The sequence below is a fragment of the Pseudarthrobacter niigatensis genome (assembly GCF_030812615.1).
GTDB classification, from domain to species: domain Bacteria; phylum Actinomycetota; class Actinomycetes; order Actinomycetales; family Micrococcaceae; genus Arthrobacter; species Arthrobacter niigatensis.
In genome coordinates, this window is sequence record NZ_JAUSTB010000019.1 from 12,822 (window position 1) to 36,296 (window position 23,475).

Annotated in this window: 21 protein-coding genes and 1 pseudogene; 17 read left to right on the forward strand and 5 right to left on the reverse strand. The window is 66.7% G+C overall.

The features are described from left to right. Window positions 1–53: 53 nt before the first annotated feature. Genes J2T23_RS18800 through J2T23_RS18810 form a run of 3 tightly spaced genes read right to left on the reverse strand, consistent with a single transcriptional unit; the run spans window position 54 to window position 5,753 of the window. On the reverse strand, window positions 54–3,518 hold the full coding sequence (locus J2T23_RS18800) for an ATP-binding protein (protein WP_307362518.1): 3,465 nt from the start codon (window positions 3,516–3,518) through the stop codon (window positions 54–56). Further along, on the reverse strand, window positions 3,515–4,303 hold the full coding sequence (locus J2T23_RS18805) for a DUF4194 domain-containing protein (RefSeq protein ID WP_307362521.1): 789 nt from the start codon (window positions 4,301–4,303) through the stop codon (window positions 3,515–3,517). The genes J2T23_RS18800 and J2T23_RS18805 overlap by 4 nt, the downstream gene beginning before the upstream one ends. Continuing rightward, entirely contained in the window at window positions 4,296–5,753 is a 1,458-nt protein-coding gene (locus J2T23_RS18810; RefSeq protein WP_141158986.1) for a DUF3375 family protein, read from the reverse strand. Before J2T23_RS18810 ends, J2T23_RS18805 begins: the two co-directional genes overlap by 8 nt. Before the next feature lie 269 nt (window positions 5,754–6,022). Here J2T23_RS18810 and J2T23_RS18815 point away from each other — a divergent pair, with 269 nt between their 5' ends. From J2T23_RS18815 to J2T23_RS18825, 3 genes are all read left to right on the forward strand, one after another. After that, window positions 6,023–6,325 (forward strand): hypothetical protein, encoded by a 303-nt coding sequence (locus J2T23_RS18815; protein WP_141158985.1) that lies wholly within the window; start codon window positions 6,023–6,025, stop codon window positions 6,323–6,325. Between the two features lie 61 nt (window positions 6,326–6,386). Continuing rightward, the gene (locus J2T23_RS18820; protein ID WP_307362525.1) at window positions 6,387–8,387 is read left to right on the forward strand and encodes an acyl-CoA dehydrogenase family protein; all 2,001 of its coding nucleotides are present in this window, start codon (window positions 6,387–6,389) and stop codon (window positions 8,385–8,387) included. A 64-nt stretch (window positions 8,388–8,451) separates the two neighbouring features. Further along, window positions 8,452–9,306 carry a TIGR04086 family membrane protein gene (locus tag J2T23_RS18825; RefSeq protein WP_307362528.1) on the forward strand — a complete coding sequence of 285 codons (855 nt, stop codon included), beginning with the start codon at window positions 8,452–8,454 and terminating at the stop codon, window positions 9,304–9,306. Here the strand turns inward: J2T23_RS18825 and J2T23_RS18830 are convergent, their stop codons facing one another. Next, window positions 9,307–9,705 (reverse strand): YchJ family protein, encoded by a 399-nt coding sequence (locus tag J2T23_RS18830; RefSeq protein WP_370871466.1) that lies wholly within the window; start codon window positions 9,703–9,705, stop codon window positions 9,307–9,309. Between the two features lie 162 nt (window positions 9,706–9,867). Here J2T23_RS18830 and J2T23_RS18835 point away from each other — a divergent pair, with 162 nt between their 5' ends. The 5 genes from J2T23_RS18835 (at window position 9,868) to J2T23_RS18855 (ending at window position 14,064) form a co-directional block, all read left to right on the forward strand. Then, window positions 9,868–10,518, forward strand: coding sequence for a hypothetical protein (locus J2T23_RS18835; protein ID WP_307362530.1), 651 nt, complete (start codon window positions 9,868–9,870; stop codon window positions 10,516–10,518). A 40-nt stretch (window positions 10,519–10,558) separates the two neighbouring features. After that, on the forward strand, window positions 10,559–11,563 hold the full coding sequence (locus tag J2T23_RS18840; RefSeq protein ID WP_307362533.1) for an aldo/keto reductase family protein: 1,005 nt from the start codon (window positions 10,559–10,561) through the stop codon (window positions 11,561–11,563). Continuing rightward, a complete protein-coding gene (locus J2T23_RS18845) occupies window positions 11,564–12,424 on the forward strand; it encodes an SDR family oxidoreductase (RefSeq protein ID WP_307362537.1) in 861 nt (286 codons plus the stop codon). Between the two features lie 86 nt (window positions 12,425–12,510). Beyond that, window positions 12,511–13,626: a sulfite oxidase gene (locus J2T23_RS18850; RefSeq protein WP_307362539.1), complete on the forward strand. Its 1,116-nt coding sequence runs from the start codon at window positions 12,511–12,513 to the stop codon at window positions 13,624–13,626. Between the two features lie 54 nt (window positions 13,627–13,680). Further along, on the forward strand, window positions 13,681–14,064 hold the full coding sequence (locus J2T23_RS18855; protein ID WP_307362541.1) for an RNA-binding S4 domain-containing protein: 384 nt from the start codon (window positions 13,681–13,683) through the stop codon (window positions 14,062–14,064). 17 nt (window positions 14,065–14,081) lie between these two features. On the opposite strand, the gene J2T23_RS18860 is transcribed toward J2T23_RS18855, so the two are convergent. Then, complete coding sequence (locus J2T23_RS18860; protein ID WP_307362543.1) at window positions 14,082–14,594, reverse strand: hypothetical protein; 513 nt, start codon at window positions 14,592–14,594, stop codon at window positions 14,082–14,084. Window positions 14,595–14,852: 258 nt separating this feature from the next. On the opposite strand from J2T23_RS18860, the gene J2T23_RS18865 reads away from it, so the two are divergent. From J2T23_RS18865 to J2T23_RS18905, 9 genes and pseudogenes are all read left to right on the forward strand, one after another. After that, window positions 14,853–16,130: an HNH endonuclease gene (locus J2T23_RS18865; protein WP_370871467.1), complete on the forward strand. Its 1,278-nt coding sequence runs from the start codon at window positions 14,853–14,855 to the stop codon at window positions 16,128–16,130. Next, window positions 16,117–16,998: a cytochrome c oxidase assembly protein gene (locus J2T23_RS18870; protein ID WP_307362548.1), complete on the forward strand. Its 882-nt coding sequence runs from the start codon at window positions 16,117–16,119 to the stop codon at window positions 16,996–16,998. Before J2T23_RS18865 ends, J2T23_RS18870 begins: the two co-directional genes overlap by 14 nt. Before the next feature lie 209 nt (window positions 16,999–17,207). Beyond that, window positions 17,208–17,744 carry a uracil-DNA glycosylase family protein gene (locus tag J2T23_RS18875; protein WP_246839826.1) on the forward strand — a complete coding sequence of 179 codons (537 nt, stop codon included), beginning with the start codon at window positions 17,208–17,210 and terminating at the stop codon, window positions 17,742–17,744. A gap of 161 nt (window positions 17,745–17,905) precedes the next feature. Next, a complete protein-coding gene (locus J2T23_RS18880; protein ID WP_168223192.1) occupies window positions 17,906–19,018 on the forward strand; it encodes a thermonuclease family protein in 1,113 nt (370 codons plus the stop codon). A gap of 242 nt (window positions 19,019–19,260) precedes the next feature. After that, window positions 19,261–19,911, forward strand: coding sequence for a DedA family protein (locus J2T23_RS18885; protein ID WP_141182737.1), 651 nt, complete (start codon window positions 19,261–19,263; stop codon window positions 19,909–19,911). A gap of 43 nt (window positions 19,912–19,954) precedes the next feature. Beyond that, a complete protein-coding gene (locus J2T23_RS18890) occupies window positions 19,955–20,662 on the forward strand; it encodes a FadR/GntR family transcriptional regulator (protein ID WP_141182738.1) in 708 nt (235 codons plus the stop codon). Window positions 20,663–20,692: 30 nt separating this feature from the next. Further along, window positions 20,693–21,721 (forward strand): asparaginase, encoded by a 1,029-nt coding sequence (locus J2T23_RS18895; protein WP_307362552.1) that lies wholly within the window; start codon window positions 20,693–20,695, stop codon window positions 21,719–21,721. A 39-nt stretch (window positions 21,722–21,760) separates the two neighbouring features. After that, entirely contained in the window at window positions 21,761–23,176 is a 1,416-nt protein-coding gene (locus J2T23_RS18900) for an aspartate ammonia-lyase (protein WP_141182740.1), read from the forward strand. 27 nt (window positions 23,177–23,203) lie between these two features. Continuing rightward, window positions 23,204–23,475: pseudogene (locus J2T23_RS18905) on the forward strand (amino acid permease); the annotation flags it as partial.

The window sequence follows — 23,475 nt, forward strand, 5'->3', positions numbered from 1 at the left end:
CGGGCAGGGGGAAGCCCCGTTCGCGGCCGTGATTGGGGCTTCCTGCCTGCCGGTTAGCGCAGGACGATATCCACCGGGTTCGCCTCCGACCGCCAGGCGCCCTCCTCGCCGGCGCGGGGACGGATCACCGGCGCGGTGAGGACCCCGGAGCGGTTGGTGCGCCGGTCGCGGAGGATCTCCGTGACCGAGCCCAGGTGGCGGGACAGGTCGATCACGTTCTCCGGAGCCGCGAGCAGCAGCTGGAAGCCGAACTCGTGCAGCGCCTTGATTCCGGCGCCGGCGAACTCCTCCGAAGCGAGCACAAAAGCCTCGTCCATCATCACGGTGCCGTAGGTGGTGAAGCCCTGCTCGGCGATGCCCAGCTGGTAGCTCAGGGCCGCGGCCATGATGAACGCCGTGAACCGCTGGCGCTCGCCGCCGGACATGGAGCCGGTGTCGGCGTGCATGAACACTTCGGTCTTCTTGCCGCCCCGCGGACCGGTGACTTCCCGGTGCTCCTTGCACTGGATGAACAAGTGCCCGCGCACGTCCAGCACCTCGGCACGCCAGCGCCGGTCCTCGGGCGCCTGGGAACCGAGCCGCTTGACCAGGGTTTCCAGGGACTTGTAGCGGGCGGTAAGCTCGCCGTCGTCGTCCCCCTCAGCGCCGGAACCTTCCGCCCGGCCGGCCTCGGACTTCACCGGCCGCGTGTGGCGCGCCTTCAGGGCGTTCTGGATGGCGTCCTTGAACTGCTTTGCCGTGGAGGGCAGCGTCTGCTTGATGTCCAGTTCAAGGTAGCTGCCCTCGTGGAAGTTCACCTGCGAGAGGATGCCGTTCAGGGGCAGGATGCGGCTGGTGATGGAGCGGCGTTCCTCGTCCAGCAGGTGCAGCAGGGTGCTGAAGGATTCGTGCGTGCGCTGGTTGAAGAACTGGCGGAATTCCGCCTCCTGCGCGGGCAGGCCGTCGTTGACGATTGCGTGGTAGCGCGCCTCAAACTCGCTGGCCGCACCGATGCTGGTGCCGTGGTCGGCCGAGATGGCGCTGCCCCACTCGCGCACAAAGCCTTCGAAAATGCGGGTCAGCCGCTCGGCCGTCGCCTGTCCCCGGGACTCCGCGGTGTGCAGTTCACCCAGCAGCGCGGTTCGGACCCGGTTGGCCAGGTTGTCCAGTTCGTGCATTTCCGTGATGTCGCCGAAGTCGGCGAAGTAGGGTTCCAGGGCCTTGACGGTGGCGTCCGACGGCGGCCCCTGGGCCAGGCGGTCGCGCGCGGCTTCCAGCAGGGTGTCGGCGGCCGTCAGCTGGCGGTCGAGTGCCTTGTATTCGCTTTGCAGGACCGCGGCGGACTCGGTGCTGGACTGGTGCTTCTGCCGGACTTCCTCGATGGTGGCCCGGAGCGGCTCCAGGTCCGCCTGGGCAGCAAGGGCGTCCTTGAGCCGCCGCTCGATCCGCGCCAGCTCGTCGGCGGCAACCGCGGCAGACACCTGTTCCCAGGGGCGGTCGTCTTCGGCGATCCGGCGCAGGGCGTCAAGCTGCCGGCTCATGCCCTGGTGCGAGTCCTCGCGGCTCTGGGCCAGCTCAGCGGCCTTGGCCACTTCCTGCCGGAGGTCCTCCACCTGCCCGGCCACGAGCTCCAGCTTGGCCGCGTTGTCGAAGCCCAGCACGTAATCCTGGCGGCTCGTGAAGCGGTCGTCCTTCTCCACCGTGTGCCGGTTCCGCTTGACCACGCCGCCCAGGCTCAGGCCCTTGTCCAGGGCCGCCAGTTCATCAGGGTCCTCCACGCAGGGGTACGCGAAGTCCAGCGCGATCCGCTCGCGGACCCATTCACCCGCCTCAGCAGCCGCACCCGAGGCGAGGATGTCCAGCTTGGTGAGGAGGTCGCCGTCGCGCGCGTCCTCCACGGCGAGCGCGCCGCCGGCGAGCGGCTTGGAGACATCCACTGCCCGCAGCGCGCCGCGGACGTTGTGGCCATTGAGGTAGCGGGTCACGGCGCCGAAGTGCTCGCCGGGAACCAGCAGGGTGGTGGCCAGGTTGCGGAGCGCGCGCTCGGCAGCTGGGCGCCACCGTTCCTCACCCTCAGCGAGGTCCATAAGCTCACCGGCGAAGGGCATGCGGTCCTCGGGGATGCCGGTGGCGGCAGCAATCGCGGCGCGGTTTTCAATGCTCGACGGCGGCAGCAGGGATTTGCGCGTTTTCAGTGAGACGAGTTCCTGCTCAGCCGCCGCCAGTTCGCGTTTCCGGGCAGCGTGCGCGTCGAAGGCCTCGAACCTGAGCTCCTGCAGGGCCTGGGAATCATCCTTCAGCTCGGCCGACCGGGCCGCCGCCTGCTCGTGTGCCCGCTCCCAGCCGGCAGCGCTCCACTCAAGTTGCAGGCCGGCGTCGGCCAGTGCCTGCTGGGCTGCCCCCTCCACCTGTTGGCGGAGCTTCAGGCCAACCCGGGCGTTCTCGAGGGACTGCTCGATCGCGGAAATCGCGTTGCCGCCCTGGTTGTTGTAGTCGGCCTCCAGCTCCCGCAAGTCCTTGGCAAAACCGTCCCTGACTGCACGCTCGGCACCCAGCTCCTTGGCCTTTGCCTGCGCCAGCCCGCGGAAACGGACCAGCGTCTTCTGGTGCACCGTGACGGCGAGCTGCTGCTTGTACGCCTCGAATTCCCCGCCTACAAGCTCCCGGAGCCGGTTGGCGTCCAGCAGCGACTGCGCGTACTCCCGGTTCAGGCCAGGAACCGGCGCCAGCTGGTCCCGCTGCTGCCGCACGTCTTCCAGCCGCTGGCGGATGGACATCAGGTTGCTGAACTCCTCCACCACATCGTCCGCGGCGGCCAGCGTTGCCGGCGCGTCAAGGACCTGGTCGCGGAAGAAGGTGTTGACGCTGCCGCCCAGCCCCTTGCCTGCCTGGATGACGCGCAGCAGGGGCAGCGCCTGGTCCGAGCTGATCCCCAGGAGGCGCCGGAACCGCTCCGCGAATGCCTTGTGCACGTCGAAAACCTGGGCGTGCGGGAAGAGCGCCTCCAGGGCGCCCTTGGTGAAGCGCTTGTCCGCGATGCCCTCCACGGCTTCCAGGTCCAGCGGCACGTTGTCAATCAGGTAGAACCGGCCCACGCTGGACTCGGTCCCGTTCTTCGGCAGGTCGAACAGCGCCGACACCGTCACCCGCGTGCCGGCGGCATTGTCGAACGTCAGGGCGACGGCGGACCAGGTGGCACCCGGGCGCTGGAAAGCACTCGCCGAGCCCTCCCCCACGGCCTTGTCCCCCACTTTGCCGCGCATGTACGTGAAAGTGGTCCGCTTGTCCTCCACGGCGCCACCCGAACGCTGGGCGGCGGCCTCGTTGGACCTCGGCCGGGCATCGAACACCCGCAGCATCGCATCGAACAGCGTGGACTTGCCAACGCCGGAGTTGCCCGTCAGCAGGGTGCCGTTCCGGTCCACGTGCATGGTGTGCGCCCCATGGAACGTCCCCCAGTTGACCACCTGCACCAGGGCAAGCCGCATCTGCCCCGGGTTGGTGACATCCCCCAGCGGGAGCATGCTTGCGATGGTCACTGGTCATCCTCCTCGGACGTGGTTCCGTTCGTCTCCACGGCGCCGTCAAGATCCAGGAGCGGTTCTGTTCCTGACTGGTCTGCCGATGCCGCCACGAGGGCTTCGATGTGGGCCGGGATGTCGCCGATGTTTTCGAACGGGAGGGCCAGGGGCAGGGCATTGGAGATGGTGTAGACGTCGTCCAGTCCAGTAGGGAGCAGGAGCTGGCGGGCCAGGAGCTTGGTGATGGCGCGGGTGACCACATCTGAGTCGCGCAGGGCGTCCTGCTGCCCGGCGGGCTGGTAGTGCGCCACCAGGTCCGTGATCTCCTCGCGGGTGATGGTGGGGTCCGTCTGGGCAGTGACGTGCCGGTCCAGCAGGAGGCGCAGCCGGAGCAGCACGATGGTTTCCACCCGGCTGAGGGCGCGCTGCTGGCGCAGGATGCTGGACCGGGTATTGCCGCCGATTACTTCCGGATCCACGGGACGCAGGACGGCGATCTTCCGCTCATGGTCCAGCTGCAGGGCCAGGAACAGCTCTGAAAGGCGGCTGCGCAGGATCACCTGGTTGTCCAGCAGCACAGTCCAGAGCTTTTCGTCCCGGCCACCGTCAATGTAAGGGCCCTTGAGGAGCTTCACCAAGGCCTGCCGCACCTTCATGGGCAGGACGCCCGTGTCGCCGGGGAACAAGGCGGCACCGTCAACGAAGGTATCGCGGGGGGAGACTGCGAAAGTGTGCTCAACGCCCGATGCCGCCCCGGGAGTGGCGTCGGGCGCTGAGTCCTGTGCGTGCGTAACCTCAGTCATCTGAATCCTTTGCGAGCGTGACCACCGGCAGGTAGGCCTTGCGGGTGGAGCCGTCTATTTGTTCGAAGTCCAGGCCATCCCAGGCGCCGCGGTTGAAGTCCGCCCCGGCATGGAGGGCCTCCGACAACAGGGCGCGGATGGAGTTGATGTGCTGCTCTTCAGGCGGCAGCTGGTGCCAGGCGTCGGCCAGGGTTGCGGCCCCGGCCATGGCCGCCCGGACCACCGCCGGTTTGGCCTTGCCGGTCCTCGGCGAGCGCACCCGGTCCGAGTCGGTGAAGGCGATGGGATCGGCCAGGCGGGGCGGTGCCGCGAACTCGTCCGGATCGAACAGCTTCACCATGGACAGGGACTCAAAGCCGGCGTTGTAAAGGACCGGCCCGGGGACCAGCCCTGGACGTTCCCGCTCGTAGGGCAGGGACCGGATGGCCTGCTCCGCTTCGCGCAGGACCTGGCGCAGCCTGACCGACTGGCGGAAGTCGTCGCTTTGGACGTACGTGTTGAGGCTTTCGCTGAGTTTGCCGTAGATGCGCTGGATCTGGCTGTGCTGCTGGCGGAGTTCAGCCACCAGGTTCTTGAGCGTTTCCCGGTCATCAGGCGAGAGGTCGTCGGCGAACTGGCGGCTCAGGACCTCGCCGATCGCCGACCGGAAGCGAAGCTGCTGCTGCGGGTCCTCAAGGAAGGCGGTGAAGGACCGGAAGGTCCTGCCTTCGGGGCTTTGGCGCAGCCGTTTATCGGCTTCCAGGACCTGGGCCATGGTGGCACCCTTGGTCAGGGACTCCTCGATGATCTGGTTGCGGAGCCCGCCCACCAGTTCCTCGATCCGGTCACGCATCTTCTTGTAGTCCGCTGGCAGGCTGGCTGCCAGGTCCAGGATGTTCCCCGCGGCTTCCACGGCGTCATCGTCGTCGAGCAGGCCGTCGAACTCGCCGGTGCTGATGTCCTGGATGAGCTGCTGCCGCTCTTCGATTTCCCCTTCAAGGGCTTCCAACCGGGCACTCTGGTCCGGGTTGGTCTCGTTGGCGAGCTTCTCCACGTCACCCAGCAGGGTGCCCAGGCGGGAGCCGTTGAGGGTGGAGCGTTCGCTGGAGAGGCTGTCCAGGAAGGCGAGCACACGCGCGGCCGGCTCCGTTGCCTCATACACGATCTGGCCTGACTGGTTCCGGCGGGTCAGGAACTGCCGCCGCGTCCATTCATCGCCAAAGGCCTTGCCGTTGGCCCCTCCCCCCAGCCCGGGATCCTGGCGCCGGAGCTCTTCAAGGAAGGTGTCGACGTCGGCATGGAATTCCTCGAGCGGCACCTGCGGCCGGGTGCGGGTAAAGGAGGCCTGGAGCACCGCAATGACCCAGGGCGCAGAACGGGTCAGGGCCCACGCAGGACCCTTGGTGAGGAGTTCGAGGTCCCGGAGCCGGGCGCTGATGGCGTCAGCGGATGACCTGGCGGAGCGGGGCACACACTCTCCTTGGGCTGTTAGCTGTGGACTGTTCCGGGGCTGGGCAGGGGCGGTCCGACATGGCCGGACCGGAAAACTGCCAACTACAAGGTTAACGCAGGGCGCCGCGACCGCTTCGTGACCTACCTGTGGGTAGTGTTTCGATCCCGTATCAACAGGTGCCGCCGTCCGCGCCGGGTCTGGCTGCGCCCACAGCCGTCCACCTACGCTTCTGCTACCGGTCTTCAATACAGCAGTCTTTCGCAAGCAATGTCGCAGCAGGGGGATACATGCAGTTCGATCTAAGCTCCGTGGAAACGGCCACCTTGGTCTTCATCGGGACACTGGTGTTCGGCGCAGTCCTGGCCGGATTCGTCCTGACGGCGGGGCTGGTGGCCCTGGTGGTGCTGGGCGCGGGCAAACTCACCTGGATGGTTATTGTCAATACGCTCATGGCGGTGGTCCACGGGATCAATTCAGGGTGGGACAGGCTGGTCCACCGCGCTTCCGCCGTCGAGCTTCCGGGGGACTTCCAGGGCCAGCCGGCCCCTAGCACCGGAACCTACCCGCGGGTAATCTTGAGGGACAGCTGAAGGGTTCTCCAACCCGGCGGATCCATGGCTACACCGGCCAATCCGGCCAAGGAGATAACCCATGACCTCCGCAACTGACAGCCAGGCCAAAGACGCCCCGGCTGAAGAAACCCCCGTCCCCGCCGGCAACATCGGCGCCGGTGCCACCGCAGAAGATGCCCGCGCCGTCGCCGAGGCCGCCCGGGAGTCAGGCTGGGACCGTCCCAGCTTCGCCAAAGGCCTCTACCTGGGCAGTTTTGATCTGGACCTGGTCCACCCGTGGCCGGCCGCGGACCCAGCCTCCGTCCAAAAGGGCGAGGAGTTCATGGCCCGCCTGACCGACTTCGCCCGGACCATGTCCGGGCGCGTTATCGAGCGGGACGCGAAGATTCCGGACGAATACATCAAGGACCTGGCGGACCTGGGCGTCTTTGGCATGAAGATCCCGGAGGAATACGGGGGCCTGGGCCTCTCGCTGGTGTACTACGGACGCGCCCTTGCCCTGCTGGGCAGCGTGCACCCCAGCCTGGGCGCCCTGATTTCCGCCCACCAGTCAATCGGTGTCCCCGAGCCAGTCAAGGTCTTCGGGACGCCCGAACAGAAGCGCGAGTACCTGCCAAGGTGTGCCGGCGGCGCCGTCACTGCCTTCCTCCTCACCGAACCGGACGTTGGCAGCGACCCCGCCCGGCTGGGAAGCACGGCAACGCCCACGGACGACGGCGAAGCGTACCTTTTGGACGGCGTGAAACTGTGGACCACCAACGGGGTGATCGCCGAGCTGGTGGTGGTCATGGCGGTGGTTCCGGCGCACACCGATCAGGACGGCACCAGGCACAAGCGCGGCATCAGCGCGTTCGTGGTGGAAATGGACTCGCCGGGGATCACGGTGGAAAACCGCAACGCCTTCATGGGCCTGCGCGGGATAGAGAACGGGGTGACCCGCTTCCACCAGGTACGGGTGCCCGCCGCCAACCGGCTGGGGCGCGAGGGCCAGGGCCTGAAGATCGCACTGACCACGCTCAACACCGGCCGCCTGGCCCTGCCCGCGCTGTGCGTGGCATCGGGACGGTGGAGCCTGAAGATTGCCCGCGAGTGGTCGAATGCCCGCACGCAGTGGGGCAGGCCAGTGGGCGAACACGAGGCCGTGGGCAAGAAGATTGCCTTCATCGCCGCCTCGGCCTTTGCGCTGGACGCCGTGTTTGAGCTGTCCGCGGAACTCGCCGATGCGGGGCAGAAGGATGTCCGCATCGAGGCCGCGCTCGCAAAACTTTGGGCCACGGAAATCAGCTGCCGGATAGCCGATGAACTGGTCCAGATCCGGGGCGGCCGCGGGTTTGAAACGGCGGAGTCGCTGGCCGCCCGCGGGGAACGCGCGGTGCCGGCCGAGCAGCAGCTTCGGGACCTCCGCATCAACCGGATCTTCGAGGGTTCCTCGGAAATCATGCGGCTGCTGATTGCACGGGAAGCGGTGGACGCGCATCTTGCCGCCGCGGGCGATCTCGCTTCCCTTGATGCGAGCCTGGCCGACAAAGCAAAGGCCGCCGTCGGCGCTTCCGGCTTCTACGCCAAGTGGCTACCCAAGCTGGTGGCGGGGGCGGGCATGGACCCGCGGTCCTACGGTGAGTTCGGCCGGCTGGCCAAGCACCTTCGGTTCGTGGAGCGGTCGTCGCGGAGGCTCGCGCGCCAGACGTTTTACGGCATGGGCCGGTGGCAGGCCAAACTCGAGCGCAAGCAGGCTTTCCTCGGCCGGGTGGTGGACATCGGCGCGGAACTCTTCGCTATGACCGCATGCTGTTCCCGCGCCGAAATGCTCCTGAAGACCTCCCCCGGCAAGGCAGCCAGCGCCTACGAGCTCGCCGACGCCTACTGTGAGCAGGCGAGGGTGCGGGTGGACGAATATTTCGACCAGCTGTGGCGGAACACGGACGACGCCGACCAGGCCCTGACGCGCAAAGTCCTCGCCGGTGACTATGAGTGGCTGGAGGCGGGGGTCCTGGACCAGTCCGAGGGCACGGGCCCGTGGATCGCCGATGCCTCGCCCGGCGCATCAACCAAGGATGACCTGCACCGGAGATACCGGTAAAACCGCAGGTCACAAAATAGTAAGCACGCTTGCTATCGCCCGGGGCGGGTGGTTGAGTTGAGTCATGAGCAGCTCAACGGACCCAGAGAACCTGCCTCCCCGACGCGCCCGGGAGGACGACACCACCCGCAGCGGAAGCTACCGCGACGGAAGCGCGGACTACGCCGCCACGCGCTCGATGGACCAGGCGCCGGCCCGGTCCGGCGAGCGGAACCCCACCCGGAACATCGGGGCGGAGCGGTCCTACCAACCTGCCCCGCCCACCGCGGAGCGCGAGTACCGTGCGGCCCCCACTACGGCAACCCCGATGGTGGACCCCACGCTCGCGAACAGGGAAACCGCAGTGGCACGCCAGAAGGAGCGGTTCGGCGGCATCAAGGTCGGCTCCGCCTTCTTTGGCTGGCTGGCCGCCACCGGCATGGCCGTCCTGCTGACCGCCCTGGTGGCGGCCGCCGGGACAGCCGTGGGCCTTGCGAACAACACCGATGTCAACGAGGCCGTGAACCAGGCCGCCCGGAACAGTGGCACGGTTGGGCTGGTGGGGATCATCGTCCTGCTGGTGATCCTGTTCCTTTCCTATTACTGCGGCGGCTACGTTGCCGGCCGCATGGCCCGCTTCAACGGCGCCAGGCAGGGACTTATGGTGTGGGTCTGGGCCCTGATCGCAGCCATCGTCGTGGCCATCCTGGGGCTCGTTGCCGGGCAGCAGTTCAATGTCCTGGCCAACCTGAACAGCTTCCCGCGCATCCCCATCAACGAAGGACAGCTGACCACCACCAGCATCATCGCTGCGGTTGTGGTGGCTGTGGTGGCCCTCGTGGGCGCTGTGCTGGGCGGCCTGGCGGGCATGCGGTTCCACCGGAAGGTTGACCGCGCCGGCTTCACCCCGGACAGCGAGTATTACGACGGCGAGGAGTAGTCAGGCGAGGATGTCGCCGTCCACATAGAGCCAGCGCCCGCCCTCCCTGACGAACCTGCTGCTCTCATGCAGGATCCCGCGTTCGCTGCCATGGCGGTAGTACGCCTTGAACTCCACGGTGCCCGAGGTGTCGAACGGTCCGCCGCCGGTCGTGGCCACGATGTCCAGGCGGCGCCAGTCCATGGCAGCGTCCAGATCCAGGGCCTTCGGTGCCGTGGATGCGTGGTGGGTGCGCAGCAGATAGCCCTCGTCCAACAGGGCAAAAGCGCTGTACCGGGAACGCATCAGCTGTTCCGCCGTGGCGGCCTCCGCGCCGCCGGAATGGAACCGCCCACAGCAGGCCGCGTATGGCTCTCCGGACAGACATATGCAGTTTGCGGAATCTATTGATGCGGTCACCCGGTGATGCTGTCATATCCGGTAACAGCTTCGCTACAACCTGGGACGCGGCCACGCCTGCCGGGGCACGGCCGGGCAAAAATCCGTAAGGTGGAGGGGAGTCCGCCGCCGGCAATGTAAACCGGATGCGGGCACAGCACGTGGGCAGAGAGGAGAGATGACGTGGAGCACCCGGACACTCTCGTCCTCAACCTGACTTTCCTTGGCACCATGGGCCTGGCCCTCCTGATGTTCCTGGTCCTCTTCCTGCTTGGCGTCATCACCCTGGTCCTTGCCGGTCTGGGACGACTCACTGCCGTCATCCTCATGACCCTGTTCGGGCGGGCCCCCGGCAAACGCGATTCCACGGGTTTTGTCGGCGCCCCCGCCAAGCAGGGCCGCCCCCGCAGGCGGCTCCGGGAACGCACCGCCGCGCTCAAGCCGGACCGGCTCAAGGAGTCGCTCCGCACCGCCGTCGTACGCCATCCAAAGCTTGCCGCCGCCCGGCCCGAACCGCCGGTCCTCGCCGAAGACTGGGCCTCCGCGGTTGCCCAGGCCGATAAGCGTGCCGAAGCAAGGGCGAGGGCCGAACGACCGGAAATCAAGCTGTCCGTGCGGGATCTTCCGGACCCGGCGGTACCTGCGGACAAGGTCTCCGAAGTGGCCCCCCTGGTGGAGTCCGCCCTGCACAACCACCGGCCCCCGCACGAAATGCCGCGGTCCTTCAAGAAACCCCAGCCGCTGCATCCGCTGCCCCCGCTGGACACCGGGTCCCTCGTGTCCCTGGCGGGTCCCCAGCAGGTACTCAAGGAGCAGTCCAAGGAGAATGGCTAGGCCCTTACCCTGAGCAACCATCTGGGTTAGCGTGAAACCCATGGAATTCAGATACCTCGGAAACAGCGGCTTCAAAGTCTCGGAAATCACCTTCGGCAACTGGCTGACGCACGGTTCGCAGGTGGAAAACGACGTCGCGACCCAGTGCGTGCGCGCGGCGCTCGACGCCGGCATCAGCACCTTCGACACCGCGGACGTCTATGCCAACACCGCCGCTGAAACCGTCCTGGGCGACGCACTCAAGGATGAGCGCCGCGAGTCCGTGGAGATCTTCACCAAGGTCTTCGGCCCCACCGGCCCCAAAGGCAAGAACGATCTTGGCTTGTCCCGCAAGCACATCATGGAATCCATCAACGGCTCGCTGCGCCGGCTGCAGACGGACTACGTCGACCTTTACCAGGCCCACCGGTACGACTTCGAAACGCCCCTGGAAGAGACCATGCAGGCGTTCGCGGACATTGTCCGGCAGGGCAAGGCACTCTACATCGGGGTGAGCGAGTGGACTGCCGAGCAGCTCCGCGAGGGCCACCGGCTGTCCAAGGAATTGGGCTTCCAGCTCATCTCCAACCAGCCGCAGTACTCCATGCTCTGGCGCGTGATCGAGGCCGAGGTGGTCCCGGCGTCGGAAGAGCTGGGCGTGTCCCAGATTGTCTGGTCGCCCATGGCCCAGGGTGTCCTCAGCGGCAAGTACCTGCCCGGCCAGCCTGCCCCCGAAGGCAGCCGCGCCACGGACGAAAAGGGCGGGGCCAAGATGATCCAGCGGTGGATGCGCGACGACGTCCTGGCCGCCGTGCAGGAGCTGAAGCCGATTGCCCAGGAGGCGGGCCTCACCATGCCGCAGCTGGCCGTTGCCTGGGTGCTGCAGAACCCCAACGTGGCGTCCGCCATTGTCGGCTCCTCCCGGCCGGAGCAGATCGCCGACAGCGTTGGCGCCGCCGGAGTGAAGCTGGAGGCCGAGGTCCTCAAGAGGATTGACGACGCCGTCGGAGGCCTCGCCGAACGTGACCCGGCGCAGACCAAGTCGCCGGCCACCCGGGAAGCCTGAATGGCGTCCCCAGTGGAACTGCCGGACCTCGCCGTCACCGGGTCCACCGGAGGCCTGGGCGGAATGGTGGCACGGCAGCTTGCCGGGTCCGGTTTCGCCCAGCGCCTGCTGGTCCGGGATTCCGCGCGGGCCCCGCAGCTGGAGGACGCGCATCCGGTGGTGTGTTCCTACGGGGACGGCGCTACCTCCCGGCAGGCGCTGGACGGGGCGAAGGTGCTGTTCATGGTCTCTGCTGCCGAGGCCGAAGACCGCCTCCAGCAGCATTACGCGTTCCTGGATGCCGCGGCCGCTGCCGGGGTGGAGCACGTGGTGTACACGTCCTTCTACGGGGCGGCCCCGGATGCCACCTTCACGCTGGCCCGGGACCATTACGCCACCGAAGAGCGGATCAAGGCGTCCGGGATGGAATACACCTTCCTGCGCGACAACTTCTACCTGGATTTCCTGCCGCTGATGACCGGGGAAGACGGCGTGATCCGCGGGCCTGCCGGGGACGGCGTCTTTTCAGGGGTGGCCCGGGAGGACATTGCCCGCTGCGCGCACGCCGTGCTGCGGGATCCCGCCATCCACAAGGGCAAGACCTACAACCTGACCGGCCCTGAGGAACTGAGCATGGCCCGGGCTGCCGAGGTGCTGAGCGCCGGCACGGGGCGGCAGGTGCGCTACCACGCGGAGTCGGTGGAGGAGGCGTACGCGTCGCGGGCCTCCTACGACGCCCCGCAATGGCAGCTGGATGCGTGGGTCAGCACCTACACGGCCATGGCCGCCGGCGAAATGGCAGGACTTTCGCCGGACGTGCATGGCCTGACCGGGCAGGACCCCATCAGCCTGGCCGAGTTCCTGACCCGGCCGGTACTGTAGCCGGGCTAAAGTCGTTGACGTGGCGGCTGGGCCCGGCGTAGACCTGTGGCGGGGGCCTTTAGTCCACCGAGCAGAATCGCACCGCCATGAAGTCCAGCAACCAGCAATCCACCCGGCAGGAGCCGGCGCCGGCCCCTGCCGCCGCCGCGGAGCCTACCTCGGGGCCGCTCACCCGGGAGGAACTGCAGCTCGCGGCCCGCAACCATTCGATGCCGCTGGAGGCACTCCGCCGCGAGCTCACCCCGCCCGGGCTCCATTACGTACTCACGCACTTCGACATTCCTGACCTGGACGCCTCATCCTGGCACCTGCGGATCGGGGGTGCGGTGGAACGCGCCCTGGAGCTGAGCATGGCCGCGCTCCTACGGGACCCGGCAATCACTGTGCCGGTGACCCTCGAATGCGCGGGCAACGGCAGGTCGCTCCTGGAACCGCGGCCCGTCAGCCAGCCCTGGATCATGGAAGCCGTAGGCACCGCGCACTGGACCGGGGTGCCGCTGGCCTACCTCCTCGGCAAGGCCGGGGTGCTGCCGGACGCGGTGGAGGTGGTCTTCACCGGGGCCGATGCCGGCATCCAGGGCGGCGTCCCCCAGCAGTACGCGCGCAGCCTGCCGATCCGTGAGGCGTTGCGTCCCGACGTCGTCCTTGCCTACAAGATGAATGGCGCAGACCTGCCGCCACAGCACGGCTACCCACTGCGGCTGGTGGTCCCGGGCTGGTACGGGATGGCCAGTGTCAAGTGGCTGGCGTCCATAGAGGTGGCAAAGGCACCGTTCCCAGGGTTCCAGCAGAAGGTTGCCTACCGGTACCAGGAGTCCGTGGACGACGCCGGCACCCCGGTTACGCGGATCAGGGTGCGTTCGTTGATGGTTCCGCCCGGTGTCCCGGACTTCTTTACCCGGAAGCGGTTCCTGCGCGCGGGCCCGGTGATGCTGGAAGGCAGGGCATGGTCCGGTGAAGGTGCCGTGACCGCCGTCGAGGTGGGGATTGACGGCACCTGGCTGCCGGCCCACTTGGATAAACCGGTGGGCGGTTACGCCTGGCGGAAGTGGAGCCTTCCATGGGTCGCGGACCCCGGCGAGCACGTCCTTGCTTGCCGCGCCACGGACATTACCGGCGCCAGCCAGCCCCTGGAGCAGGACTGGAACTACCAGGGGATGGGCAACAACGTGGTTCAGCGCGTCAGCGTGACGGTGGAGTGAAGCCGGACCTGCTTCCTGGGGAGGCGCCGCCGGGGGCTATACTCGGTGCCAACCATGACCAGCCTCCCGTCCGCTCCCGCCAGTGTCCGAATCGATGCGTGGCTGTGGGCAGTCCGCGCCTACAAGACGCGGTCTGCCGCCACTGCAGCCTGCCGCGCCGGGCATGTCCGCCTCAACGGCAGCCCCTCGAAAGCTTCGGCAACGCTGGTCACGGGTGACACCGTCACCGTCCGGATGCCCGGGTACGAGCGCACCCTTGAGGTGCGCCGGCTCATAGCCAAACGCGTAGGGGCGGAGGCGGCGTCGCACTGCTTTACCGACCACACTCCCCCGCGCCCCGTTCTTCCGGCACTGGGGTTGCCGCAACGCGACCGGGGCGCAGGGCGTCCCACCAAGAAGGACCGGCGCGAGATGGATCGTCTGCGGGGACCTGCGTAGCTGGCTTGCTGCCGGCGTCAGGCACGCGTCTTGTTGCGGGCCTGCACCAGGTTGGCGAACGGCAACCGGCCAAATTCCTCCACGAAGGCAGCGTGGCAACCCGCTTCTGCGCCGGCCAGTTGGCCAGCCGGAAGTTCCTTCCACGCGATGGTCAGTGATCCAGCATCAGCGAGCTGCCAGATAAGCCGCCCGTCCCAGTGGCCTGGAGGCTTTCCCTGCCCGAAGTCAACGAACTCCTGGATCTGGCGCCGAAGTCCCCGGTTGCCCTTGCTTCCGGGTCCGGCCTTTCCCACGTAGAGGACAACGGCGCCGTCCACCCACTCGGCGGCAAGCGCTGCGGCGGAGAGGGAAGGGTCCTTCTTCTTGGAGATGCCCGCGGTGCTTTTGGTGAGAAAGCGCGCCTGGAAATCTTCCGGCGCCACGACCGTGAAGAGTCCTGTCCCCTGCGGAATCCGCATCGTCTCGAGGCTTCGGATAGGCCGGAAGCCAGCGAACCCTTCGGCCTTCAGGCCCTTCCTGGTGAACTGCATAATCCATTGAACAGCACGGCCCGCGCCGTTGCTGGGTTTGCGTTTTCCACATAGGGGTTTTGGGTGGCTGGGATTGCCAGGGGCTGGTGGAAGAGTTTGGCTATGGGAGTGATTGTGGAATCGGCGGGAGTGGACCGGGCTGCGCGGTGGGCGGAACCGTCTGCTGTTGGCACTGCTTCATACCTGCCCGCTGCTCCTTGCATCGCTGATGTGCTCAACCTGTTGGCCCGTGTTCCCCTGGCTGCTGATGGTGCGGGGTTGATTGACGAGATTCGCGGTCTGGAGGAGTTGAAGTGCTTTGCCGGTGCCCGGCAGGCTGAGGCCGCTGTGGCTTTTGATCTGTCCCAGCGGTGGGAACAGGCCGACGCCGGGGTCCCGGCCGCCGGGCAGGGTGCCGGGGTCGCGGCGCAGATCGCTTTGGCAAGGCGGGAGTCCCCGGCCCGGGGTTCCCGGCTGCTGGGCCTGGCCAAGGCGTTGACCGGGATGCCGCACACGTTCGCCGCGTTCCGTGCCGGGTTGCTCAATGAGTGGCGGGTAACCCTGATCGTGAAGGAAACCATCTGCCTCGCGCCCGGGGACCGGGCCGGGGTGGATGAGGAACTCGCCGATACCGGTGCCCTGGACGGTGCGGGAGACAAGGCGATCATCGCCGCCGTCCGCGCCGCGGCGTACCGGCGGGACCCGGCCTCCGTCGCCAAACGCGCCGCCCGGGCCGTGAGCGAGCGGGCCGTGAGCCTGCGCCCGGCCCCGGACACCATGACCTACCTGACCGCGCTGCTCCCGGTCGCCCAGGGCGTGGCCGCCTACGCCGCCCTGGTCCGGGACGCGGACACCGCCCGGGCGGCCGGGGATGACCGGTCCCGTGGCCAGGTCATGGCCGACACCCTCGTCGAACGCCTCACCGGCGCCCCCGGCGGCATCACCGGGGTCCAGATCCAGCTCGTCATGACCGACCGCACCCTCTTCCGGGCCGACGCAGAACCAGCACGGCTCCCCGGCTACGGCACCATCCCGGCAGCGTGGGCAACGGAACTCGCCCGCACCGGCGGGCCAGCCGCGGCCCACCCACTGGCCGGGCCGGCGGGTATGGAAGAACTCGACCTCTGGGTCCGGCGGCTTTACACCGCCCCGGGCAGCGGCGAGCTCGTGGCGATGGACTCCACAGCCCGGCTCTTCCCGCCAGGGCTGAAACGGTTTCTCCAGGTCCGGGACGACACCTGCCGCACCCCATACTGCGACGCCCCCATCAGGCACCACGACCACATCACCGCCTGGCACACCGGTGGACCCACCAACGTGAATAATGGCCAGGGTTTGTGCGAAGCCTGCAACCACACCAAGGAAAGCCCCGGCTGGACGGCCCAAACCATCCAGGGACAGCGGCATACCGTGGCAACCACCACCCCCACCGGCCACACCTACCACTCCACCGCCCCACCACTCCCCGGCGCTCCGATATGCCAAATCCCGGCACACGGCAACCAGTCAGGCCATTCTCAGGAACGACGCCTAGCATTGGCCCGTGCCACCCCTTGAGATCCTCCTTTCCTCCTGGCGACTCGATTGGGCCGCTGCAGCTTTCGTCGCGGTGACCGGCATCCTGTACGGGTGGGGAATGCGCTCCGCCGCACTCGGCGGCCATCGATGGCCGGTGTGGCGGGCGGTAGCGTTCTACGTCCTGGGCCTGGGCTCGTTCACCATCCTTACCTGCGGCTTTACCGGGGTTTACGGCGCTGAGCAACGGTGGGCGTTCACCCTCAAGATATCCCTGCTGCTGTTTGTTGTGCCCCTGCTGATCGGGCTTGGCAAACCCCTCACCCTTGCCCGGGCGGCATTGGCCCCCAGGGGCAGGTCGGCCTTGGACAAAGTCCTGTCCAGCAGGCCGGTTCGATTCGTGAGCAACTCATTCGGTGCGCCGCTGCTGGGCCTGGCACTCTTCTCCACTTTCCTCACGCCGGCCTTCTTCACTTTGCGGACCGACCCCGTGGCCGGCGCGCTGCTCACCCTTGGAGTACCTCTTTTGGGAATGCTGATGGCGTTGCCCATCATCGAAGAATCCGACTTCCAGCGGTCCAGCGCCTACCTGACCCTTGAATTCATGTTCGTATTCATCGAGCTGCTGATCGACGCGGTCCCGGGCATCCTGTTGAGCCTCAACGGCCAGGTACTCGACCATATGATGTCCGTTTCCAATCCCCAATGGTGGTTCCGGGACGCCCTTCAAGACCAGCAGTTCGCCGGGAACCTGCTGTGGTTCATCTGCGAGGTCCTGGACCTGCCGTTGATCATTCTCATGTTCATCCGCTTCTCGCGCAGTGACAAAAGGGAAGCCGGCGCCTTCGATGATCTAACAGATGAGCAGCTCGATGAACTTCAAAACCAGCACTTGCGCGGACGGCACTAGGCCAACCGGCAGCGGGTGGAAGCAACCTGGACGTCTCCCCAAAATCTGGTGTGCCCACCCCTACCCGGGGAAGCGTAGAGTGACATAGGACGCCTGATTTTGGACGCCTCGCTGCCAAGGGAGTAATCGTGACGATTGATTGGGACGAAAAAAAGGCCCTGCTACAGGAACCGAATATCGCGAAGGTAACCCAACTTTGCGATGAACTGATGGAAAAGAAGCCCGGTTCCAATGTCCCCTACATCGACCCCGTCCACGACGAAGACGAGTGCAGAATCATCAGCCTCCAGGCGAGCCCCGGCAAGGGGACCGAATCCGGGTTCGTCTCCCACAACAATGATGACGAGGCTGCCCGCAGGGCCACCCAGATCTATGAACTCGCCGAGCTGGATCCCCGGTACGTCATGCCGTGGAATGCCTACCCCTGGGTGCGGGAGAGTGGCAGCCCCTCGGCGTTGAGTGTCCAGGAAAAGACCGACGGCCTCCGCCCGTTCCGCCAGTTCCTCAAAATAAATTCCCGCGTTTCGGCCATCATCGCGCACGGCACGGACGCTTCCACGTTCCTGACCCTCTTTGAGAAGACTTACCACTCATCGTTGAAGAACAGCGGCATCAAGATCTACAAGGCCTCCGCCCTTGGCGGCAGGGCCTTTGCTGTTTCCGAGGCCAAACAGGAAGAGCTGCTCACCAAGAGCGTCGAAACTTACCGCGACGCGATGCAGCGGGCGGGCATTCAGCACCTTTAGGCCCGGGGTTGCCCGTATTCGATAAAACTGCGCCCTCCTTGATCCGCCCTTGATGAATTCTTGACCCTCCATCTCCAGCATTGGTGGAGTAAACACTCAGGAATCTCCGAGGTATGCCTTTGAACAGCCTCGTTTCCTGGTTTAAATCGGGGGAACTTGGCATGAAGAAGATACTCATCGCGTCGTTGCTGACAACGGGCCTGGTCGCCGGATCGTTCGCTGCGGGTGCAGCTGCCAACGCCGGCAACGGCACTGTTGTCCGCGTCATCGACGGGGACACACTGGTGGTTTCCATCAACAACAGCGACCAAACAATTCGCCTGTTGAACATCGACACCCCTGAAACCAAGGACCCGAACCAGCCGGTCGAATGCCTCGGCCCGGAGGCCTCAAAGTATCTTGAGGGCCTGCTGCCGAAGGGAACCCAGGTTAGGTTGGAGTTCGACGCCGAGCGTCACGACAAGTACGGCCGGACTCTCGCCGGCGTCTTCACCGCAGACGGTTCCCTGGTCAATGCCAAAATTGCGCAGCAGGGACTGGGAATTCCAGTCGAGTATGGCGGCAACAGAAGGTTCCTCCCGCCCGTGACAGCGGCATACGAAGAGGCCAGGGCGGCAAAGACCGGCCTCTTCTCGGAGGGCATTGGCTGCACCCTTCCAGCCCAGTTGGCTGAGGCGACCCAAGGACTGGAAACCGCCACCGCGGCTTCGCCGGCAACTACTTCCGCCGCGGCAGGTACTGCGGCAGGCGTACTCGCCGCCAAGGTGGCAGCGGCCAAGGCCTTGCGCAAGATCCTGAACGGTGACAAGGCGACAGAGCGGGCGCTCTTCTGGGCTGGCCTTTCAACTGTCGTGCTGGCCAAGCACGTATCCAACCTCGACAAAAAGATCTCCGCCGCAGAAGCGAAAGCAGAAGATACAAAGGCCCTGAAAGCTACCCTGGCCGCGGCGGAGAAGAAAGCCGAGGAGGAGCGGGCGGCGGCTGCAGCCCGGGCGGCCGCTGAACGCAAAGCGGCAGAAGAGCGGGCTGCCGCGGAAAAGAAGATGGCGGAAGAGGCCGCGGCGGCCGAGGCTGCTGCAAAAGCCGCAGCAGCCGAAGCAGCCCGGAAAGCGGCGGCTGAGGCGGAACGCCTGCGCAGTCTTCCGGCACCAGCACCAATCCCAGCGCCCTACGTCGCGCCGGCGCCGCAGCCATACGTTCCTCCTGCCCCCTCCACCAAGTACACCGGCCCACGCTGCTATGCGCCGGGCGGTAAGACGTGGCGGCCATGCTGACCCCCCCAAACCCATCTTCGGAGATAACGGGGATGGCAGATTTACAGGATTCTTTCAGCCATGCGGGTGCATACTCATAGGAACCCTGACCGGCGATAGAACCAGGCTGAACCTTGACGTCCCGTATCAACCATTCCCCCGGGGCGGCGTCCCAAGCGGACGCCGCGGCCGTGCGCATGGCGGTCCTCCCCCAGCTTCGGCACTGGATCGCCGTCCCGGCGTGCCAGGCCTGACCCGCTGCCATGTCGGGCTTCATTGACAGCCTCCTGAACGTCAGCCCGCTGGTGGCGTACATTGCCGTCTTCTGCCTCGTGTTCGCCGAGGACGCCTTGTTCGTCGGCTTCGTCATCCCCGGCGAAACCGCAGCTGTCCTGGGTGGAGTGGTGGCCAGCCGCGGTGAAGTGCAGCTCGGCGTCATGATGGCCCTGGTGGTGGCCGCTGCCATCATTGGCGACACTGTTGGCTACGAGGTGGGCAAGCACTTGGGCAGCCGCCTCGTGAAAACCAAGGCACTCGCCCGCCATGCTTCAAAACTGGAATACGCCCAGGACCTGCTGCGCCGCAGGGGCGGTTCCGCGGTTTTCCTGGGCCGCTTCACCGCCTTCTTCCGCGCCGTCATGCCCGCCCTGGCAGGTACGTCCCGCATGCCCTACGGCAGGTTCTTTGCCTACAACGCGGCCGGGGGCCTGGTCTGGGGCATCGGCTTCGTCCTTTTGGGGTACCTCGCCGGCAACTCCTACGAGGCCGTCGCCAAAGCGGTGGGACAAGACCTCGCCCTCGTCATTGCCGCCGTGGCAGTGGTGGCACTCGCCGTCTGGCACTTCCGCTCACGACTCCGGAGGCAGCAGCGGCGCCCGGCAGGCCGACGGCGGGACAGCGCCCCGAATTCATGAGCAAGGTTTGACAGCAAACTGTGACCAGTGCCATATTTAAGGCGTGAACCTGTCAGACAGCCGGACAGCAGGACAGCCTGCATTCCGTCCCCTTGCCCGGCTAAGCGCTGCCGAGGCGGTGTTCAACGCCATCCGCGGGGACATCGAGTCCGGCAACATCCCGGTTGGCAGCAAACTCAGCTCAGAGGCCACACTCTCCCAGCAGTACGGAGTAAGCCGCTCGGTGATCCGGGAGGCCCTCCGCTCGTGCACCGCCCTCGGCATGACCGTCACCCGCACCGGCAAGGGCACGTTCGTCATTGCCAACAAGGTGGCAAATGACCTCACCTTGGGCCAGTACTCCGCCCGCGACCTTACCGAAGCCCGCCCCCACATCGAAATCCCCGCTGCCGGACTTGCCGCTGAGCGGCGCACGGAAGAAGAACTCGATACCCTTCGCCACATCATGGGCGCCATGTCCACCGAAACCGACCTGGAATCGTGGGTGGCCCTGGACTCCAGCTTCCACGCCACGATTGCCCGCGCCAGCGGCAACAAGGTGTTCGCAACAGTCGTGGCTGACATCCGGGACGCACTGGCGCACCAATCCGAGACCCTGAACATGGTGGCAGACCGCCAGCACGCTTCAGACATCGAGCACCAGGAAATCCTCGCTGCCATCGAAACCGGCTCCGCGGAAAAAGCCCGTGCCGCCATGGCCCACCATCTCGAAGCCGTGGGCGTAGCCCTGGACTCCATCCTTAACAGCTAGCAAGATCCAACCGACCTTCCCAAGGACCCCATGCCCTCCCCCGTTTTTTCTGCTGCCCACACCGCTGCCCCGGCCGGGGTGACCGTTCCGCAGCATGCCCCCTTGGTCGCGGCCATCCGCGACGGCCTGGTGGAGAGCATCCACTACGGCTCCGCCATTGCCCTCGCGGCTGACGGTTCCGTGGCAGCGTCCGCGGGCGATCCCCTGGCACCGTTCTACCCCCGCTCTGCGCTCAAGCCCCTCCAGGCGGTGGCCATGGTCCGCGCGGGCCTTGAACTTTCGGCAGACCTGCTGGCACTGGCCGCCGCGAGCCATTCGGGCGCGGCAGCACACCGCGACGGTGCGCTGCGAATCCTCGAACTGCACGGACTGGCCCCCGCGGACCTGGAGAACAGCATTGACCTCCCCTACGGCACCGCCGAACGGGAAGACTGGCTGCGCACCGGCGGAAGCGCCACCCACATCGCCCAGAACTGCTCGGGCAAGCACGCCGCCATGGTGGCCACCTGCAAAATCAACGGCTGGCCTGTGAAGGGTTACCTGGACCCATCCCACCCGTTGCAGCGGCTCGTGGCGCAAACGGTCATCGACCTGACCAGCGAAGAGCCGGCCGCCGCGAGCACGGACGGCTGCGGCACCCCCTTGTTCGCCCTCACGCTGCGCGGCATGGCCCGCGCCTTCGGCCGGATTGCCAAGGCTGCGGCGGACGACGACGGCCGCCCGGAAGCCGTCGTCGGCCTCGCCATGCAGCAGCACCCCGAGATGGTGGCCGGCGAGGGGCGCGACGTCACCGCACTGATGCGCCTGCTGCCCGGCACCGTGGCAAAGGACGGCTTTGAGGGCGTGCAGCTGGTGGGCCTGCCCTCCGGCAGCGCCGTGGCCGTCAAGATCTCCGACGGCGGCGACCGCGCCCGGATGCCCGCCACCGTCCGCCTGCTGGAGGCACTGGACATCGACACCGACGAGCTCGCCGGCATCGCCACCGCCCCGGTACTGGGCGGCGGCCGCGAGGTGGGCCGGCTGTTGGCCACTGATTTCCTTGCTCCTGTATCCGCATAACGACTGTCCGAACCCGACAACGACGCCCGTAAGGACCCCATGACCATCACCCAAACCACCGCAGACGTCCGGTCCGAACACGACCTGCTCGGCGACCGGGACGTGCCCGCGCACGCCTACTGGGGCGTGCACACGCTCCGGGCCGTGGAAAACTTCCCCATCACCGGCCAGAAGCTCTCCTCCAACATGCACCTGGTCCGGGGCCTTGCCGCCGTGAAACTGGCCGCCGCGCGCACCAACCGCGAGCTGGGCCTGCTGGATGCCGAACGCGCCGAAGCCATCGAGCAAGCCTGCCAGGATGTCATGGCCGGACGCCTTGCCGACCAGTTCGTGGTGGACGTGGTCCAGGGCGGTGCCGGGACGTCGTCGAACATGAACGCCAACGAGGTCATCGCCAACCGGGCCCTGGAGATCCTGGGCCACCCCAAAGGCGACTACGCGCGGCTTCACCCCAACGACCACGTCAACCTCAGCCAGTCCACCAACGACGTGTACCCCACGGCCGTGAAGCTGGGCACCATCTTCGCCGCCCGTGAGCTGCTGGCTGCACTCGAAGAACTCGAGGATGCCTGCGCTGCCAAAGCCATGGAATTCCGCACCGTGGTCAAGATGGGCCGCACCCAGCTGCAGGATGCCGTACCCATGACCCTGGGCCAGGAGTTCGGCAGCTACGCCGTGACCATCGGCGAGGACCGGCTGCGCCTGGCTGAAGCCGAACTGCTGATCCACGAGATCAACCTGGGCGCCACCGCCATCGGCACTGGCCTGAACGCCCCCGCCGGCTACGCCGACACAGCCTGCCGGCACCTGGCGGAAATCACCGGACTGCCGCTGGTCACCGCCGTCGACCTCATCGAAGCAACCCAGGACGTGGGCGCGTTCGTCCACCTCTCCGGCGTCCTCAAGCGCGTGGCAGTGAAGCTGTCCAAGATCTGCAACGACCTCCGCCTCCTCTCCTCTGGCCCCCGGGCCGGCTTCGGCGAGATCAACCTGCCGGCCGTCCAGTCGGGGTCCTCCATCATGCCCGGCAAGATCAACCCGGTCATCCCGGAAGTGGTCTCGCAGGTGGCCTACGAGGTCATCGGCAACGACGTCACCATCACCATGGCCGCCGAAGCCGGGCAGCTGCAGCTCAACGCCTTCGAACCGATCATTGTCCACAGCCTCCACAAGAGCATCTCCCACCTCGAAGCAGCCTGCCGCACCCTCACGGCCCGCTGCATCAGTGGAATCACCGCCAACACCGACCACCTGCGCCGCACCGTGGAGCAGTCCATCGGCCTGGTCACCGCATTGAATCCCCACCTCGGCTACGCCACCGCCACTGCCATCGCGCAGGAAGCACTTGCCACCGGCAAGGGCGTGGCCGAGCTCGTCCTGGAACACGGGCTCCTCACCGACGCCCAGCTCCTGGACCTCCTCAGCCCCGAACGCCTGGCAAACCTCAGCAAGTAGTCCCCACCTGCTCCGAAGGACACACCAATGACAAATACTCCCCTTCCCGACCACCTGATTGATGGTGGTCACGCGCATGCGTCCGAGACCTCCCTGCACGCGGAGGACAAGGGTTACCACAAGAACCTCAAGCCCCGGCAGATCCAGATGATCGCGATCGGCGGTGCGATCGGTACCGGCCTGTTCCTGGGCGCCGGCGGCCGGCTCAACGCGGCCGGCCCGTCCCTGGTCATCGCCTACGCGGTGTGCGGGTTCTTCGCGTTCCTGATCCTGCGCGCCCTGGGCGAACTGGTCCTGCA

Bases quoted from the DNA above. Each gene is read 5' to 3' on its own strand.
- J2T23_RS18805 (WP_307362521.1), bottom strand. From the start codon at position 4,303: ATGACTGAGGTTACGCACGCACAGGACTCAGCGCCCGACGCCACTCCC.
- J2T23_RS18815 (WP_141158985.1), top strand. From the start codon at position 6,023: ATGCAGTTCGATCTAAGCTCCGTGGAAACGGCCACCTTGGTCTTCATC.
- J2T23_RS18820 (WP_307362525.1), top strand. From the start codon at position 6,387: ATGACCTCCGCAACTGACAGCCAGGCCAAAGACGCCCCGGCTGAAGAA.
- J2T23_RS18825 (WP_307362528.1), top strand. From the start codon at position 8,452: ATGAGCAGCTCAACGGACCCAGAGAACCTGCCTCCCCGACGCGCCCGG.
- J2T23_RS18840 (WP_307362533.1), top strand. From the start codon at position 10,559: ATGGAATTCAGATACCTCGGAAACAGCGGCTTCAAAGTCTCGGAAATC.
- J2T23_RS18845 (WP_307362537.1), top strand. From the start codon at position 11,564: ATGGCGTCCCCAGTGGAACTGCCGGACCTCGCCGTCACCGGGTCCACC.
- J2T23_RS18850 (WP_307362539.1), top strand. From the start codon at position 12,511: ATGAAGTCCAGCAACCAGCAATCCACCCGGCAGGAGCCGGCGCCGGCC.
- J2T23_RS18855 (WP_307362541.1), top strand. From the start codon at position 13,681: ATGACCAGCCTCCCGTCCGCTCCCGCCAGTGTCCGAATCGATGCGTGG.
- J2T23_RS18860 (WP_307362543.1), bottom strand. From the start codon at position 14,594: ATGCAGTTCACCAGGAAGGGCCTGAAGGCCGAAGGGTTCGCTGGCTTC.
- J2T23_RS18875 (WP_246839826.1), top strand. From the start codon at position 17,208: ATGGAAAAGAAGCCCGGTTCCAATGTCCCCTACATCGACCCCGTCCAC.
- J2T23_RS18880 (WP_168223192.1), top strand. From the start codon at position 17,906: ATGAAGAAGATACTCATCGCGTCGTTGCTGACAACGGGCCTGGTCGCC.
- J2T23_RS18885 (WP_141182737.1), top strand. From the start codon at position 19,261: ATGTCGGGCTTCATTGACAGCCTCCTGAACGTCAGCCCGCTGGTGGCG.
- J2T23_RS18895 (WP_307362552.1), top strand. From the start codon at position 20,693: ATGCCCTCCCCCGTTTTTTCTGCTGCCCACACCGCTGCCCCGGCCGGG.
- J2T23_RS18900 (WP_141182740.1), top strand. From the start codon at position 21,761: ATGACCATCACCCAAACCACCGCAGACGTCCGGTCCGAACACGACCTG.